This is a genomic window from Candidatus Stoquefichus massiliensis AP9 (assembly GCF_000455285.1).
GTDB classification, from domain to species: Bacteria; Bacillota_I; Bacilli_A; order Erysipelotrichales; family Coprobacillaceae; genus Stoquefichus; species Stoquefichus massiliensis.
Genome location: NZ_HG005291.1, coordinates 49,930 through 67,427 on the forward strand (window position 1 = coordinate 49,930; position 17,498 = coordinate 67,427).

Annotated in this window: 18 protein-coding genes and 1 riboswitch; of the genes, 5 read left to right on the forward strand and 13 right to left on the reverse strand. The window is 31.0% G+C overall.

Annotated elements, in window-relative coordinates; translation table 11 throughout:
• Positions 1-206: 206 nt before the first annotated feature.
• From tsaB to BN350_RS12915, 4 genes are all read right to left on the reverse strand, one after another.
• Positions 207-632, reverse strand: coding sequence for a tRNA (adenosine(37)-N6)-threonylcarbamoyltransferase complex dimerization subunit type 1 TsaB (gene tsaB / locus BN350_RS19200; RefSeq protein ID WP_081652915.1), 426 nt, complete (start codon positions 630-632; stop codon positions 207-209).
• A complete protein-coding gene (gene tsaE / locus BN350_RS12905) occupies positions 629-1,072 on the reverse strand; it encodes a tRNA (adenosine(37)-N6)-threonylcarbamoyltransferase complex ATPase subunit type 1 TsaE (protein ID WP_028043981.1) in 444 nt (147 codons plus the stop codon). The genes tsaB and tsaE overlap by 4 nt, the downstream gene beginning before the upstream one ends.
• A gap of 16 nt (positions 1,073-1,088) precedes the next feature.
• The gene (locus BN350_RS12910) at positions 1,089-1,625 is read right to left on the reverse strand and encodes a DUF402 domain-containing protein (protein ID WP_028043982.1); all 537 of its coding nucleotides are present in this window, start codon (positions 1,623-1,625) and stop codon (positions 1,089-1,091) included.
• A 140-nt stretch (positions 1,626-1,765) separates the two neighbouring features.
• Positions 1,766-2,317 carry an energy-coupled thiamine transporter ThiT gene (locus tag BN350_RS12915; protein WP_028043983.1) on the reverse strand — a complete coding sequence of 184 codons (552 nt, stop codon included), beginning with the start codon at positions 2,315-2,317 and terminating at the stop codon, positions 1,766-1,768.
• A gap of 71 nt (positions 2,318-2,388) precedes the next feature.
• A riboswitch (TPP riboswitch) is annotated at positions 2,389-2,488 on the reverse strand.
• Between the two features lie 163 nt (positions 2,489-2,651).
• Here BN350_RS12915 and BN350_RS12920 point away from each other — a divergent pair.
• Positions 2,652-3,842 (forward strand): acetate/propionate family kinase, encoded by a 1,191-nt coding sequence (locus BN350_RS12920; protein WP_028043984.1) that lies wholly within the window; start codon positions 2,652-2,654, stop codon positions 3,840-3,842.
• Positions 3,843-3,886: 44 nt separating this feature from the next.
• Here BN350_RS12920 and BN350_RS12925 read toward each other — a convergent pair whose 3' ends face one another.
• From BN350_RS12925 to BN350_RS12940, 4 genes are all read right to left on the reverse strand, one after another.
• Complete coding sequence (locus BN350_RS12925) at positions 3,887-7,495, reverse strand: SpaA isopeptide-forming pilin-related protein (RefSeq protein ID WP_147573586.1); 3,609 nt, start codon at positions 7,493-7,495, stop codon at positions 3,887-3,889.
• A gap of 101 nt (positions 7,496-7,596) precedes the next feature.
• The gene (locus BN350_RS12930; RefSeq protein WP_028043986.1) at positions 7,597-7,902 is read right to left on the reverse strand and encodes an AzlD domain-containing protein; all 306 of its coding nucleotides are present in this window, start codon (positions 7,900-7,902) and stop codon (positions 7,597-7,599) included.
• Positions 7,895-8,599 carry an AzlC family ABC transporter permease gene (locus BN350_RS12935; RefSeq protein ID WP_028043987.1) on the reverse strand — a complete coding sequence of 235 codons (705 nt, stop codon included), beginning with the start codon at positions 8,597-8,599 and terminating at the stop codon, positions 7,895-7,897. The genes BN350_RS12930 and BN350_RS12935 overlap by 8 nt, the downstream gene beginning before the upstream one ends.
• A 44-nt stretch (positions 8,600-8,643) precedes the next feature.
• Positions 8,644-9,165 (reverse strand): hypothetical protein, encoded by a 522-nt coding sequence (locus BN350_RS12940; RefSeq protein ID WP_028043988.1) that lies wholly within the window; start codon positions 9,163-9,165, stop codon positions 8,644-8,646.
• A 383-nt stretch (positions 9,166-9,548) separates the two neighbouring features.
• On the opposite strand from BN350_RS12940, the gene glmS reads away from it, so the two are divergent.
• A complete protein-coding gene (glmS, locus tag BN350_RS12945) occupies positions 9,549-11,351 on the forward strand; it encodes a glutamine--fructose-6-phosphate transaminase (isomerizing) (protein ID WP_028043989.1) in 1,803 nt (600 codons plus the stop codon).
• 231 nt (positions 11,352-11,582) lie between these two features.
• Here glmS and BN350_RS12950 read toward each other — a convergent pair whose 3' ends face one another.
• From BN350_RS12950 to BN350_RS12965, 4 genes are all read right to left on the reverse strand, one after another.
• A complete protein-coding gene (locus BN350_RS12950) occupies positions 11,583-12,335 on the reverse strand; it encodes a MurR/RpiR family transcriptional regulator (RefSeq protein WP_028043990.1) in 753 nt (250 codons plus the stop codon).
• 109 nt (positions 12,336-12,444) lie between these two features.
• Complete coding sequence (gene rhaD / locus BN350_RS12955; RefSeq protein ID WP_028043991.1) at positions 12,445-13,263, reverse strand: rhamnulose-1-phosphate aldolase; 819 nt, start codon at positions 13,261-13,263, stop codon at positions 12,445-12,447.
• A gap of 3 nt (positions 13,264-13,266) precedes the next feature.
• A complete protein-coding gene (locus tag BN350_RS12960; RefSeq protein WP_028043992.1) occupies positions 13,267-14,514 on the reverse strand; it encodes an L-rhamnose isomerase in 1,248 nt (415 codons plus the stop codon).
• A complete protein-coding gene (locus tag BN350_RS12965) occupies positions 14,498-15,889 on the reverse strand; it encodes a rhamnulokinase (RefSeq protein ID WP_028043993.1) in 1,392 nt (463 codons plus the stop codon). The genes BN350_RS12960 and BN350_RS12965 overlap by 17 nt, the downstream gene beginning before the upstream one ends.
• Before the next feature lie 223 nt (positions 15,890-16,112).
• On the opposite strand from BN350_RS12965, the gene BN350_RS21390 reads away from it, so the two are divergent.
• The 3 genes from BN350_RS21390 to BN350_RS21400 all read left to right on the forward strand — a co-directional run bounded on the left by BN350_RS21390 (position 16,113) and on the right by BN350_RS21400 (position 17,197).
• Positions 16,113-16,607: an ATP-binding protein gene (locus BN350_RS21390; protein ID WP_231385285.1), complete on the forward strand. Its 495-nt coding sequence runs from the start codon at positions 16,113-16,115 to the stop codon at positions 16,605-16,607.
• A gap of 178 nt (positions 16,608-16,785) precedes the next feature.
• On the forward strand, positions 16,786-16,983 hold the full coding sequence (locus tag BN350_RS21395) for a hypothetical protein (protein WP_231385286.1): 198 nt from the start codon (positions 16,786-16,788) through the stop codon (positions 16,981-16,983).
• Entirely contained in the window at positions 16,919-17,197 is a 279-nt protein-coding gene (locus BN350_RS21400; protein WP_231385287.1) for a DUF4143 domain-containing protein, read from the forward strand. Before BN350_RS21395 ends, BN350_RS21400 begins: the two co-directional genes overlap by 65 nt.
• Positions 17,198-17,364: 167 nt before the next feature.
• Here the strand turns inward: BN350_RS21400 and BN350_RS20675 are convergent.
• Positions 17,365-17,498, reverse strand: a 134-nt coding sequence (locus BN350_RS20675) for a family 1 glycosylhydrolase (RefSeq protein WP_147573587.1), incomplete at its 5' end; no start/stop codon positions are given.

Consider the following 17,498-nt stretch of genomic DNA (forward strand, 5'->3'; position numbering starts at 1 on the left):
GACTATAGAATGGAATTATGATATTGTTTACTAGCGTATTAAATGATAGCAGCACATAAAGTGTTAGCCAATGCGTTTGTAACTGACGGATGTAGAGTATTCTTGCTGCTAATGAAGAAATACTTAGTACAAACACAACCTAACAGATTTATGCATGTTATTGTTTTATGCAAAATAAAACAATAGGAGGTAGACATTATGTCACGTTATACTGGGTCAAACTCATCAATAGATATCAGTTCTTCTAGAGTCTGTGCCTTTCCATTTTCATAAACACAAACAAATACTTTCTGACTTCTCGCATCAATAACAGATACACATTTCTGTAAACCGGCATAAGCAGACAGCGATGAAATTGCTTTGATGCGAATAGGTGCAATAACACTGAGAGTTTTTGCAATAGTCATAGCTACTCTTTCACCAGTGTAAGAACCTGGTCCACGCGTAATAATCATTTCATCAATGGCTAATAACTCGATATTATGTTTTTCTAGTAACGATGATAGATATGGAATAGCATTTTCAGATTGACGTTTAGATCCCAATTCCTGGATTGTTTCTAAACATTGTCCATCTTTATATAATGAAACCATTAAATATTGATTTGATGTATCCATTATTAAACTTATCATAATGCCATCTCCTTTGTTATCTCTTCATACACCTCGCCATGTGCCTCAAATAAGAAAGAACGTGTCTCATCTTCATTTTTAATAATATGTATATCTAATCTTTCTTGAGGTAAAATATCCTGAATGAAAATGGGCCATTCAATGACACATACTCCCTCATCTTCAAACATTTCCTCAAATCCCAACTCTTCATTTTGACCCTCTAAACGATAAGCATCAAAATGATATAAAGGAAGTCTCCCCTGATAAACTTTCACAATGGTGAAGGTTGGTGAATTAATGACTTTAGAAATTCCTAATCCTCTACCAATTCCTTTAGTAAAAGTTGTTTTTCCAGCACCCAGTTCTCCTTCTAATGTTAAAACTGAGCCAGGAAACAAATGACTTGCTAACTTCTCACCAAAATTTATCATATCCTGTTCACTATGAAATGTTACCATGAAATACCCTTCCTTTCTATTTTTTTGCTATTTGATGCTGATAGACACCATACCAGTGTTCAGCAAACCCTGGTCTAAATGGTCCAGACATATTCATTGCCATTTCTATAAGGACATCTAACTGCTGATTTAATATTTGATTAAGTTCTTCTCCATAATGCATTTGTGCTTTATGTTGACGATATTCTTCTTCATCTAATACTTTATATTTATAATCAGGAAAAACTTTTAAATCCAAATCATAATCTATGTATTTTAATGCATCTCCATCATATAAAGTTGGGGATGCAATATTACAATAAAAATGAACACCATTTTTACGAATCATGCAAATTACATTATACCATTGATTTTTAGGAAAATAACAGATAGCTGGTTCCCTTGTATACCATCTTCTTCCATCTGATTCCGTCACTAAAGTGTGATTATTAATAACAATAAAATGCTGATTTGTCTCTTCTAAAACAAATCCTTTATTCCAGCAGCGATGAATACTCCCATCATGCTTATAACAATGAATAAGCACATCATGTCCTACTAATGCTTTATTCATAAACATACCTCTTTCTATAACAAAGATATTATACACAAATTCATATCATTTTGGAAGGTTTATTAACAAAAAGAAATCACACGAATATTGATAAGATAAATGAATACAAATCTATAGAAAAAAAGACTGATGACAGTCTTTTATCTTAATACACCTTTTAAACGTTTATATAATATAGGAACAACAACCATACATAATAACAATGTTGTAAAATTATAAGGCAAATTATATGTCAGGGAATAAATAATAGGATTGATTCCTTCGGGAGCATATTCAGCAAATAAAAATGCACCACTCGCAAAATGACACAAATATTTCAATATCATTGATAATATTATTCCCCAATAAATAGGTATATTTTTTATCTTTGTTGATTTTAACATGGGAGCAATTCCACAAACAGCTAGTGGTAGAACATAATCTAGTAGTACTGACCATGGTCCCCAATAAGTTGCAATAGCTAAAACAAATTGTAATATTGAAACACCAATACCACAAATAATTCCATAACCTGCTCCCATCAAGTAAGCACACAAGAAAATAGCAACAACATCTATGGAAATAAGTGCACCTCCTTGAGGCATTTCAGGAATAATTTTATTCACATACCCTAAAATAATTGTAATAGCCATAAACATTGCTAATTGAACCATTGTTTTGACATCTAAGTCAACTTTAAATAAATTTTTCATTTCTCTCCTCCATATTAATTTATTGGAGCCGTGCATTAAAAAAGCTTTCCTACAAAAGCGTAAGAAAGCAAAAATAACATGATTTGCACTCTCTACGCTGGCATTACCCAGTTCAGATGATAAGGGACAAGACATATATCTTTCTCAGCAAAAGCACCCCTGGCTCGATATTATTATATACTTACTACAAAAGATATCAAGTGTTTTTTTGATTTTTGTCAATATCTGTTACTTTGGAAGCAAAAAAAGATTTGTTCATTTTTTCACGTATTTTTCCCTAGTTTTTTTTCATATTAATGCTATAATAAAGGAGAATTAAGGGAGGACGAAATAAATGTCAAAAGTTATTGCTGTGAACGCTGGTAGTTCATCATTAAAATTCCAATTATTTGAAATGGATAATGAAGATGTTATTACTTCAGGAGTGATTGAAAGAATTGGTATGGAAGATGCTATTTTTACTATTAAATATAATGGTGAAAAAGATGTTCGTACTTTAGCAATTCCAACTCACAAAGAAGCTGTTCATTTATTATTAGATACATTAATGGATAAACAAATCGTTGCTTCATTAGATGAAATTAAAGGTGTTGGACATCGTGTTGTTCAAGGTGGATCTTATTTTAAAGAATCTGCAATTATTGATCAGGATGTTGTTAATAAAATTGATGAACTAAAATCATTAGCACCTTTACATAATCCTGCTCACTTAACAGGTTATTATGCTTTTAAAGAAGCAATTCCAACAGCTGGTGCTGTTGCAGTTTTTGATACTGCATTCCATCAGACATTAGAACCTAAATGTTATATTTACCCAATTCCATATAAATTCTATACTGAAAATAAAGTAAGAAAATATGGTGCTCATGGAACTTCTCATTTCTATGTTTCTCAAAGAGTTATTGATAAATTAGGAAATCCAGAACATTCTAAAATTATCGTGGCTCATTTAGGAGCTGGCGGTTCTTTGACTGCTGTAAAAGATGGAAAATCTATCAATACATCTATGGGATTCACACCTTTAGCTGGTATTATGATGGGAACACGTAGTGGTGATTTAGACCCATCAATTATTGACTATCTCATTGAACAAGTAGGTATGGATATGAAAGATGTTATTCATATGTTAAATAAAGAATCTGGATTATTAGGTGTTTCTGGAGTTTCTAGTGACTTTAGAGATGTTATGAATGCTGCTAATGAAGGTAATGAAAGAGCAAAACTTGCTATGGATATTTTCTTTAGACGTGTTATTGCTTATATTGGTAGATATTTTATAGCTTTAGGTGGTTGTGATGCGATTGCTTTCACTGCTGGTATTGGTGAAAATTCAGCTTTTGCTAGAAAAGAAATTCTTGCTTTAGTTAGTGAAGCATTGGGTATTGTAATTGATGATGATGCAAATGAAAATGGTGATGGTGAACGTTTAATCACAAAACCAGAATCTAAAATTAAAGTCTATGTTATTCCAACAAATGAAGAGTTGGTTATTGCCAGAGATACAAAACGTTTATTAAACTTATAACAAGCAAATCCCTGTAGAAAATCTACAGGGATTTTTTATATCACTTATTTTTCATTCTTCTTTTTCTTCATCATTTGTAAACATAATACTGATCCCATCATAATCAAAACATAAGGTGTAATTCTTGTTAAGTCATGTGTAACAACAGGCTCATCTCCAAGAACCTCAATTGGAGCCTTTTCATTTATGAAAGTAATGGTTTGTTCACTTTCTTGATCTTGTATTATCAATTCGTAATCTCTCGCAACTAGATAACCTTCTGGAGCAGATACTTCGTGTAAAATATAAACTTTATCAACTGCCAATCCTTCAATAACATAACCATCTTGTTGGCTTATCCAATCAGCAACAACTCTTCTTGTCTGTGGATCAATAATTTGTAAATGTGCTCCTTCAATATTTTTTAAGGTATCTAAATCAACTTTATGTATAATTGTTTTTGTCTTTTGATTATAGAAATCATGCGTATAATGAAGAACAGTATCTGTATGTTGCGTATATTTTGCATCTACATAATAATTCACTTTTTTTGATACATATCCGTAAGGTTGTTTTGTCTCCTTAACCACATAAAGTGAGTTTGGATTTCCTATTGTTTCTACTGATTCTTCTAATGGCATAGTCGCATACTCAGGTGTTAAATCTAATGGTAGATCACTTTGGAAAACAGCTTTACCATTTTGTGTGGAAGTCACTTTTTCTAGAACAGTTCCTGCTTTCACAATCACCTCACCATTAACATTATAAATATCTCGATTGGCAATCAGTGAAAACTCTGCTCCAGATACCATTTGCTGTGTAGCTTGATCTTTTTTGACGACTTCTATTTCAATCTTTTGTCTTTCATCTTGAATTGCACAATGTTCATAAACAATTTCTACATCTTGATTCTCATAAACCAATGAAAAACTCTTTCTTTCAGTATCCAAAACATATCCATATGGTGCTTCAACTTCTAAACATTCATATTCACCAAGTGGCAATTCTTTAGATGTAACCCTACCTTTCTCTTTGGTTGTTAAAGTTTCTACAAGTTCACCTTTCTTATAAATGAATTCACCATTTCCACTTGAATCTACTATATTTTCTTTAGCATAAATTTCAAACTTCGCATTGGCTAATCCTTGTTGTTCATACACAAACTTCCCATCTTTATAATCCGTTAAAACCTCACCAGTTTTTTCTAATGTAACTCGTCCAGTAACTGCCTTATCACTTAGTTTAACAACAGTAATTGGTGTTTTTTGATCATCTGCCAGATCATAATAATCTTGTGTGATTTCAAAAACAACAGGTGTCTTATTTAAAAGATATCCTGTTGGTGCCTTTATTTCTTCTAATTGATATTTTCCTGACTTTAACTTTGTATTCAAAGTCATACTTCCATCTTTATGCGTTGTCCACTGATCAACATAAATATGTGGAAATGCACTCCAATCAACATAAGAAACATATTCATTTGTTGTAAGATCTTTAATTTTGAAAGTAGTACCTTCTAATTGAACAGTTTTTCCAGTCTGCTGATCGACCTTTATAACCTTTAATAATGACTCAAAAGGTACATTATTAACTGTTACTTTTTGAATACGATAACCAACTTCATACAATGAACTATCTTTTTCTACTGAAACAAGAAAATCACTGGCACCATAATATCCATTTGGTGTTTTTGTTTCTTTCACACGATATATTCCATAAGGTAATAAAGAAGTTGTCAAATACCCCTTTTCATCTGTAACACCAGTAAAATACTTTGTTGCTTTTTCAAAACCAACTTTCTCATACTCACTATTTAATACAAAAATGAATTCTGCTCCTTTCAATCCCTGAACAACACCACTTGCCCCCTCTTTTGTTCCTTCTTTAAAAATCTGAATACGTTGTGATGCTACTGTATCTGTCATTGTCGCATGACTCACTATATGGGCTGTATTCATTCCTGCATATAGAACATCAACATTAATGATTTCTGGATTAATAATCAGTGATGCATTAGATTTCAATTCCTTCAAATAATAATGACCAATTGGTAAGTTGTCCCAAGTGATCTTTCCTTGATCATCTGTGACTTTTTGTGAAATTAATTGGTCTTTTGTATAATATGTAACTGTCTTAGCTGCATTTTGTATAACTTCTTTAGCATATAATCCATACTCATTTTGAGATAAAAAAACGTCACCTTGGTGACCATTTGTTATTTGACTATCTATTTTCTTTTGAAACTCAATTGAGCCTTTCGGTTCTTGATTAGTGACTGTTGCTGAAGTTGTTACAACTGAAGTCATTTGATCCATATACTTTAATTCCACTTTAAAGTGTTCATGATTCAAGAGATATCCTTCTGGTGCCTTTGTTTCTATAACCTCATATTTCCCTAATGGCAAAGTCTTTGAAGTCGCAAGACCTGATATATCACTCACAATATGGTCAACTATAGTTTTGTCTTTCAATAAAAGTTTTCCACCTGCTGAATAAATATCTCCATCAGCTATAATATCAAATTCAGCTTTTGCAAGTTTATCTTGGTGTTCATTTGTTTTCATTACTTTAATTTCACCAGTTGGTTCTTTATCTGTCACACTTTGATGGACCTTATCTCCTGCATTTAAAGTAACAGTATAAACAGTATCATCTACTAGAAATCCTTCTGGAGCTTTCACTTCCTGTAAGTAGTAAATTCCTGTCGTTAATTCTTTAACTGTTATATGACCGTCTTTTACAACAATTTCTTGGTCATAATCATTTTGATTCCAAAGTCTAAATACTGCTCCATCTATGAGTTGCTGATAAACATCAGTTTTTGTAATTTCTAATTCTGCCAATTGCAACCAATCAACTGACATAGAAGTTGTCTGATGTTTCTGAGAAATATATTCTCCATACCCAACATTCTGCAAGCTACTTGATGATGTTTCAGCAACAATTGGCTGAAACTTATATGAACTTATTTTCTGTCCTGTTGAATAAGGTACTAATTTTTCATTTAATGATGCTTCTAAATGAAACTTTGTTTGACCATTAATTGTTACACTTCCACCAGTTTGACGTTTATTATGTGTTTCATCCACATAAGTTACTTGAGATGGTAATGAAATAGTGACATCAAACAATGAACTCTCACTCTCTAAACTCATTGTTTTTGTTCTTTGAATTTGACCTTCTTTATAAGCTTGTACATGTTCATCAGAGAAACGTACTGAAAAATCAGGTACAGATAAATTCTTAATATAATTCAAAAAGCCTGAAATTGTGCTTGGTGAAGAATTATCACCATAATAATAGTAACTTAATGCCAGCGATGTCACAACAATCCCATGACTCTCACTCTTAAAACCACTCCATTGTTGTGGCCCTTTCCATCCATAATAAAGTACTTTTTGAACATTAGGGTCTTCATAAATCTGAGAAGTCACTTTTGTTCCTGTACTTGGTGTTGTTTTTGGATGTTGTAAACAAAAAGCTTGTTTTCCTCCAATACTAAAATTACCAACAATATTATTTCCATAAGTTGTCTTTCCCTTATATTCAATACTTTCTTTTTTTGGATAATCTGAAACTTCCTGTGAAGATTTTGCGTAAATATGAGAAACTTGTGAAAACACTGTTGATACAACTAACAATAAAACCATAATGACATTTCCAATTTTTTTCATCTTTCTTTCCCCTTTCATTTGTCATTAATCAAAATTATTTTAGGCATCACCTCCTTTATGGTGTTCAAGAAATAGAAAAGGAACCAGATTTCTCTGATCCCTTAAGATATTAAACCAATCATTAAGCTTGTAAACATTGCTGCTGAAGCAACAAAAATGAGTCCTTTATCATAATATGCAAAATAAATACCAACCAAGCAGCCGCCAATTGCACTATAAATATTCCCTGTAGCATAAAATATACTTGGAAAAGTTAAAGCTGATAAGACTGCATACGGAACATAGTACAATAATGAACGAATAAATGGTGAAGTGATTTCCTTTCTAAAAAAGGTGAGTGGTAACATTCTTGGCAAATACGTAAATACAGCCATAATCAAAACACATATCAATATATACTTACTCATATGCATTCACCTCCATAATAGGATGATGTAATGCTCCATAAACAGCACCAATCAAGGTTGCTAAAATTAATTTTAAACCACTAGATATTCCATCAAATAAAGGAACATAATAGAAAAGCATAGACATTGCTGCACTTATCACAACCACCTCTAAGATGGCTCTTGACTTTCCAGAAGCTGGTATAATAATAGCTAAAAACATCCCATACAAAGCAATTCCCATTGCACTTTGTAAAACTGTGGGTAAAAAATTCATTAATGTTTCGCCTACCAATGTACCACTTGTCCAGCCAACAATTGGTAATAAAATAAATCCTAACATAAACCGAAAAGTCAGTGTTTCTTGCTGAATAGATGCAACACTAAAAGTTTCATCAGTAATTCCAAATGAAATAATCATTCTTTGTAATGTATTCATTTTTTTATCTATCTTCTGACTTAATGACAATGACATTAAAAAATATCTTGCATTAATCATTAAAAGTGTTGCCGCAATTTCAAGATAAGACGCATTGGCTAGAATTAATGATATCCCTGCAAACTGACCAGATGATGTTAAATTTGTTAATGATATCAGTGTTGCCAATCCCAAAGGTAAACCACTAGAAGCCACTAACACACCAAAAGAAAAAGCTACCGGAAAATAACCCAGAGCTATTGGTGTACCTTTTTTACATCCACATATAAACTCATTCATATCAATTTCCCCCATATATATGCATTATCATACATGAAAGAACATTACTTATCAAATAAATTTTTTTCTACGAATTCTAATATTTCTTCTTTTGGCGTTAAAACTGTATAAAATGATTTTCTTAAATCTAAACGTTGTAAATCAATAGAACGAATATCACTTAGTTGAATACGACAATGCGTTATATGTGTGTCAGTTTTTATTTTAATATCCTTTTCAAATAAAGGATTGGGTGGGGTTGAATCTTCTTTGATTGAAGTACAAGGAATAACGAGCATTTTATATCCCATATCTTTTAATACGTAACACCAATGTCCATCCATCAGTTCTTTGGGAAATCCTCTTCCTATATTAAAATATGCTAATTCATGAATATGAGGACGTTTATGTACATGATAGTATGTTTGATTACAATCTCCATCTTTGACTAGATGGCAATAAAAATACTCTAATTGATTGGTCTGGTGCATTAATGCATAACTATATTTTTCTACATCATAAATACCAGATTCTTCAAGTTTTTGTAAAGATTTATTAATTTCCATTAAATTACTTTGAATACTCATAATTACCCTCCTACTATATATATACGCATATTTTTCTCATTTTTCTTTTTTTTAATCAAACTTTTTTTAAAAAATTTCATTTTACCCATATTTTGATGTAAAAATAGAATATATTAACAATATATCTTATTTTTAAAATATGAAAACTATAGATATAAGATTCATGTATAATGATAATCGTTATTGAAGAAGGAATATTTATAAATAAGCGCCAGGACTCTTTGTGAGTTGACGAGGATCAGATTTATCGAAAAATTCGGCGGATGATCTGAAGGTATGATGCTACCTAAACGATGAGCAAAAATAATGAGTGATCATTAAACAAATATCATCAGGCATAACTTCATTCAATAATAAAATATAATTTAATGGAGGAATGTTTTATGTGTGGAATTACAGCATATTGCGGTAATGATTTTGCTTTACCCTTTTTAATGCAAGGATTATCTAAATTGGAGTATCGTGGATATGATAGTGCAGGAGTAACAACTCTTGAAAGTGGTCAGTTATTAACTGTGAAATGTAAAGGTCGTTTAAAAAATCTTGAGGATGAATTAACAAAATATGAAATAAAAGGAAATATCGGTATTGGTCATACAAGATGGGCAACTCATGGTATCCCTTCTAATCTTAATTCTCATCCTCATACAAATGAAGATCAAACAATATCTTTAGTGCATAATGGTATTATTGAGAATTATCGTGAATTAAAAGAAGAATTAATAAAAAAAGGATATCAGTTTCAATCTGAAACTGATAGTGAAGTGGTTGTTCAATTATTAGATTTATATGATGCAGGAAATATCTTCGAAGCAACAAAAAAAGTTCTTAAGAAAATTGAAGGAAGTTATGCTTTGTGCATTGTTTCAACAAAAGAGCCAGACAAAATTGTTGTTGCGAAAAAAGATAGTCCATTAATCATTGGAAAAGTGAATAACGCTTATGTTGCTGCGAGTGATATTCCGGCTTTATTAGAGTATACAAAAGATGTTTATTTCTTAAATGATTTAGAGATGGCAATTATGGAGAAAGAGAAAATTTCATTCTTTACACATGATGGTCAATCTATCGAAAAAAAATTAGTGACTATTCCTTATGATTTAGAAGCAGCTCAAAAAGATGGTTATGATACATTTATGCTTAAAGAAATCTATGAACAGCCTCATGTGATTAATGAAACTTTAAGAGGAAGAATAAATCATCAGGAGATTGTACTAGATGAATTAAAAGAAATTGATTTTTCAAAGTTTAATAAAATCTATTTTGTAGCTTGTGGAACTGCTTATCATGCTTGTTTATGTGGTGCTCAAGTATTAGAAAAAGCGATCAAAATTCCTGTTACAACTACTCCAGCTAGTGAGTTTAGATACAGTGACCCACTCATTGATGAATATACTTTAGCCATATTTGTATCACAGTCAGGAGAAACTGCTGATACTTTAGCAGCATTAAGATTAGCTAAACAAAAAAGTGCAACAACAATTGCAATCGCAAATGTTCTTGGAAGTACGATTTCTAGAGATGCACAATATGTCCTTTATACTTGTGCTGGTCCTGAAATTGCTGTTGCATCAACAAAAGCATATACGACACAATTGGTTTTATTATTCCTATTTGCTTATTATGTTGCTCAACAATTAGGTAAAGAAGTTGATCATGCATTAATTCAGCAATTAAGCCATATTCCTGAATATGTTCATAATATTTTGAAAGATCATCAAGTATTTGAAAACTATGCGAAAATGTTAGAAAATCTTCATGATGCTTATTTTATTGGAAGAAGATTAGACTATGCTAGTGTATTAGAAGGAGCTTTAAAATTAAAAGAAGTTTCTTATGTCCATGCTGATGCCTATGTCGCTGGAGAATTAAAACATGGTCCTATTGCTTTGATAGAAGCAGGCTCTGTTGTTATTGCAGTTGCAACACAACCTCATATTGCAGCAAAAACAATTAGTAATATTCAAGAAACAATTGCCAGAGGAGCAAAAGTCATTCTTTTTACAACACATGGTGAAAAAGTCAAGAATGTAGAGAATACCTATTACTTACCTGATGTTGCACCAACATTGCAATCAATCTTAGTTGCTATTCCATTACAGCTTATTGCTTACTATACAGCTGGCATTAAAGGCTGTGATGTTGATAAACCACGTAATCTTGCTAAATCTGTAACAGTTGAATAATTATTAATAGAAAGAAGATTTAAGAAAATCTTCTTTTTTTGAAAATAAAAAAGAAAAATAGATAATAAATGCGTATATAAGAAGTAGGAGGGAAGATATTATATGAGATGGTTATTCTTTTGAATAATTCAAGCAAAAAGTACAAGAATATCAGAAATAAAGGATTCAATAGTTCATTTAAAAATATACTATAAAAGGTTTTGAATATATATTTCAAAGCCTTTTATATTACTACTGATAATATTTTTGATAATAACGTATTCTTAACAAATCCAATACCATTAAGCATTGATAAGAGAATTCAATTCCATTAAACTTTCCAAGTACATGAACAACATAATCTGCACATACATTTTCAAAGTTAATATATTTAATATTTTGAGTCATTAAAACAACATAAGCTTCACAAAGATTTTGTGTGACCATTTTCTTAGCATTATGTTCCATTGTTCTTCCAGTAGAAGTCATAAAAATAACAATATCATTGTCTTTAAACTGAAATTTCTTGTCAAAATGATGATACTCTATAACTTCTTTTCCTAAAGTTATCATATCTGTTTGGAAATCTACTGCAATACTACTTGGAAATAAAGCACCAACAATAACTATCCTTCCTTCATTAAAAATTAATTCACATAAATCATCAATTAATTTTAAAAACTCTTCTTTTGAAGATTTAACATTCAAGTGATCTAAAAACTGATTCACATTAACACCAATCATTCTCGAATGAATCTGTTCCATTCGCAACTGATGATCAATTAATAACTTTTGTTTAAATTCATCAAAACTATGAAATCCTAAATGATTAAAGAAATCAGTGACTTCCTCTTCAGTAAAATAACCCTCGCTTAAAAAACGTGACAAAGGATATTGACAAATTTGTGTATAATGTTTAACAACAAAGTTTCCAATACGATACATATGATCATCATGAAGACAACCATTTAAATATTTGAGTATTCTTGAAATAATAATTTCCATAACCATACACCTTCCTTTGTTTTATTATAATACATTTATTGTAAAAAAGATATCCTTGCTGAAGGGATATCTTTCATGTTTTTATTTCTTGGAAGGAAAAACATTAATATTATAAAAATTCTTCTGGTAATGTCACCTGAAATGCTTTGGCTAAATCACGAAAATTATCTGATGTGATTGTTTGTAATTTTGTTGATGACATAGATAACATTTTAACAAGTATTTCAGCTGATTTTTCAACTGTATGGGCTAAACCAAATGTTAAATCAAAATCTGCTCCTGAACAAAAGATACCATGATGTGCCCATATAGCAACATCATATTTTTTCATCAATTGACTTGTTGCGACTGCAATTTCCTTACCTCCTGGAACCATCCATGGTACAACACCTACACCACGAGGGAAAACAACAGGACATTCCGTTGCCATTTCCCATAATTCTCTTGTGAAAATTTCATCTTTAAGTGGCAAGACAAATGTTAGTGCTATGACATTTGTTGCATGACAATGATAAATCACACGATGTTCCCCATGAGTTACTAGTTTCTTAATTTCATGATTCATTAAATGTGATGGTAATTCACTCGTTGGAACTGCCCCATTTTTTAGTCCCCAAACAATACGATACTTTGTTCCTGTTTCGTCAATTTCGACAATTCCAATATTAGCTTCTTCATCAAGTTCTACATTTCTAAAATATTTACCTGAACCTGTTACTAAAAAATATTCTCCTTTTAAATAAGGAACCTCTGTTTGAATAGGGTACCAATCTCGTTGATAAGAAAAAGCATTTTTCACACTTTCAATGTCTTCATCTTTCATACGATAAGTTAAATTTCCACCATTACGTTCATGCCATCCTTGTGCAAACCCATCACTGCACATTCTCACAAATCCTTTGATAAATTCTTGTTCTAATACATTCATGTTTTATCCTCGCTTTACTAAAACTTCTGTTTCATATTTTTTGATATCTTGATACCATTCATCTCTTACTGGTACTTGATTCTTCTCGCAATAATAGTCCCAAATATCATTGAATGGATATGTTTTGAGTTCTTCATTGATAACCATAATTTTTGTATAATCACCTTGGTCTTGTGCTTCTCTTAAAATCTCATAAGGTAGAAGCAATGCATAAAGCATTGCTTTTTGCATATTTCTCATACCAACAGTCCATGCAACAATACGATTAATACTTGCATCAAAGAAATCAAGACCCACAAGGACTCTTTCCATTGCATTATTTCTCACAATTTCTTTCGCAATTTCTTTGGTTTCATCATCAAATAAAACAACGTGATCACTATCCCAACGCACTGGTCTTGTCACATGCAATGCGACTTTATCATGAAATAATAACATAGCTGATAATTTATCAGAAACAACTTCAGTTGGATGATAATGTCCATTATCCATAAGTGGTAAGATATCTCTTGTTTTTGCATAATTCATTGTAAATTCACTAGAACCCACTGTATAAGATTCCATACCAATTCCAAACACTTTAGATTCCAAACATACAAACACTTTATCTTTATCATAATTAATAGAAAGAATGTCATCTAAAGATTCCATAAATCTTTTTCGTGGTGTCAGACGATCACCTGGAATATCTTTTAACCCATCAGGAATCCAAATATTCATGAGACATGGTGTCCCTAATTCATTTGCAAAATATTCACTAATGCGGATACATGATTGACAATGCTGAATCCAGAAATCTCTAATATCTTTATCTGGTGAAGATAATGTTAATCCTTCTGCTTTGGGATGAGAGAAAATTGTTGGATTAAAATCTATGCCCAATTCTCTTTCCTTAGCAAACTCTACCCATTTTACAAAATGTTTAGGCTCGATTGCATTTCTATCAACTTTTTCTCCATCTTCAAAAATAGAATAAGATGCATGTAAATTGATTCTCTTTGTTCCTGGTACAAGTTTTAAGACTTCATCAATATCATCCATGAGTTCCTGATAATTTCTCGCTTTTCCAGGATAATTTCCTGTTGTTTGAATCCCACCTGATAAACTTCCCGCACCATCAAAACCAACAACATCATCCCCTTGCCAGCAATGCATAGACACTGGAAATGATTGTAACTTTATTAATGCTTGTTCGACATCAATACCTAAATTATGATAAATTCTCTTTGCTTCTTCAAATCTCTGATTCATATTTTTCTCCTTTAAATTCTTGAATTTCAAATGATTTTTTGATTAACTCTCTACCCTCTTTTAAGTCTTTAACAATATTTTTTTGGATCAATTGTGCCAATATATTGCCTAATGCAGTCGCTTCAATAGGACCTGCAACAACCTTTTTATCTGCCACTTCGGCAATTATTTCATTTAATAGCCGATTTTGACATCCTCCACCAATAATATTTATTGTTGTATATTTTGTATTTGTAATCCTTTCTAATTCTTCAATTGCCTCTTTATAGCAAATCGCTAGGGAATGATACACACAATACGCTATCTCTCCGACAGTCTTTGGGACTGGTTCATTTCTTTCTTCAAAATATTTCTTTATTTCTAAAATCATACTCTCAGGTTTTAAAAAACGTTCATCGTTCACATCAAAAATTCCTTCAAAAGAATCTCGCTTTGCCATTTCAACCAATTTTGCAAAACTATACTTACCACCTAATTCCCTTGATACCTCTTGAATAATCCACAATCCCATAATATTTTTTAAGAAACGATAATTAAAATCATAACCACCCTCATTCGTAAAATTAGCAGTCATTGATTGAACACTCACAATTGGCTGTTTTGTTTCTATGCCCAGTAATGACCATGTTCCAGAACTTAAAATAATACTCTTTTCCTCAATGGCTGCCATATAAGCACTCCCCGTATCATGTGTTGCTGGAACAATCACTTCAATATTAGCACCAATGATCTTTTGCATATCTTCAGATAAACAACCTATTGATGTACCTGGCATTACCATTGTTTGAAATATTTTTTGATTCGTTTTACAAAAATCTAATAATTCATTTGAAAGCTGATTTGTATGAATATCTAATAATTGTGTTGTTGACATATTAGTATATTCATTGACTTTTTGACCTGTTAAAAGATAGTTTAAGTAATCTGGTACCATTAAATAATCAACTGATCTTGTTTTTCGTATTTCATCATCACTTGCAAGCTGATAAATGGTATTAAATTTTTGATACTGGATTCCTGTTTTCATATACAAATCTTTCAACTGATTAACCCGTATATAGCTATCAACTCTTGTATCTCTATATGCATAAACATCATCAATACATTTACCTGATTCATCAAGTAATACATAATCAACTGCCCATGTATCAATACCGAGTGTTACTGGTATCTTATTTTGTTTTACACATTCCTTTAAACCAGCAACGACTTCTCCAAATAAATAATCAATATTCCAATAATAATGTCCATTTTTCAGTTCAACATAATTTTCAAATCTATAAATTTCTTCTAAACATAATTGTCCATTTTGAATAGATCCTAAGATATGTCTACCGCTAGATGCCCCGATATCAATCGCAAGAAAATACTTCATACATACACCTCTCTTTTCTACAATTTCATCATACAGAAAAACAACTCTTTTAATAATGTCCTGAGTTGTTTTCTTTATTGTCCTATTTTGCACATATATTCAATGATGACATGTATCAAGAATCATTTTGATTGTCGAATTGTATCAAAAGTTTTATGGATTATATTCGGAAAACTTACTGAATTAGATAATATATCGGAATATAATCCAAATAGAGGTGATGATGATTTATCGAGCTACTTATGTTGAAAAAATAATGGCATATACTAATACATCATTTATTAAAATTTTAACTGGTGTCCGCAGATATGGAAAATCAATAATTTTAAAAATGATTATTGACAAACTAATAAAAGAAAGAAATATTTTGCCTTCTCAAATTATAAGTTATCATTTTGATTCGATGGCATATGACGAAATGACTGCGAAAGATATATATACCATGATTAAAAACAATCTATTCTCTCAAGGAAAAATCTATTTGTTTCTTGATGAAATCCAAGAAATACAGGATTGGGAAAAAGTTGTCAATTCTCTTGCATCTGATTATGATATAGATATTTATGTTACTGGATCTAATTCACGTATAATGTCATCTGAGATTTCAACATATTTAACAGGACGATATATTTCTTTTCATATCTATGCGCTATCATTTTTGGAGCATCTTACATTCAAAGAAAAATATAATTCCTTAGATGATATCAATACAGAATGAATTGAATATAAAAAAAGCGGTTCCCCAGTCACACATTTGTAAAACTATTCATTAGATGAAAATTATACGATTGTTCATGATATTTATAACTCTACTATTTTTTCAGATATCATAAACCGTCATCAAATTAAAAAAAGTTGATCAATTAGAGCGTATTGTTAAATACACTTTTCAAAATGTGAGAAACACATTTTCTGCTAAATCTATATCTGATTATTTAAAGGCAGAACATCGAAATATTGATCCCAAAACAGTTTATAATTATCTTGAAAAACTGGAAAAAGCTTATCTCATACATCGCTGTTCACGATATGATATTCAAGGAAAAAATTTTCAAAACACAAGAAAAGTTTTATCTTGCAGATACATCCCTTAAATATTACGTTCTCGGTTATGATTCTAACAGTATTACAGCTAGCCTTGAAAATATTATCTATCTTGAATTACGTAGAAGGAGTTATACTGTTCATGTTGAAAAAATGAATAATAATGAGATTGATTTTATAGCTATGAAACAAAATAATAAACTTTATATTCAAGTAACACAAGAAATCAATTCAGAAAAAACACAACAAAGAAAGAGAATATGAACGATTATTAGAAATTCATGATAATTATCCAAAGTATGTGTTACGTACTGATGAATTTGTGGGAGGTCATTATGAAGGCATTAAAACAATGCATGTTACCAATTTTCTGATGAGTTAAGAATATTAAAAGAAACAGACAATATCAATAACGATATTGCCTGTTTTTATTAGTCTAAATCTTCACCATTACTTGCGATAACTTTCTTATACCAGTCAAATGATTTTTTCTTATAACGCTTATTTGTACCATTTCCTTGATCATCTCTATCAACATAGATGAAACCATAACGTTTACTCATTT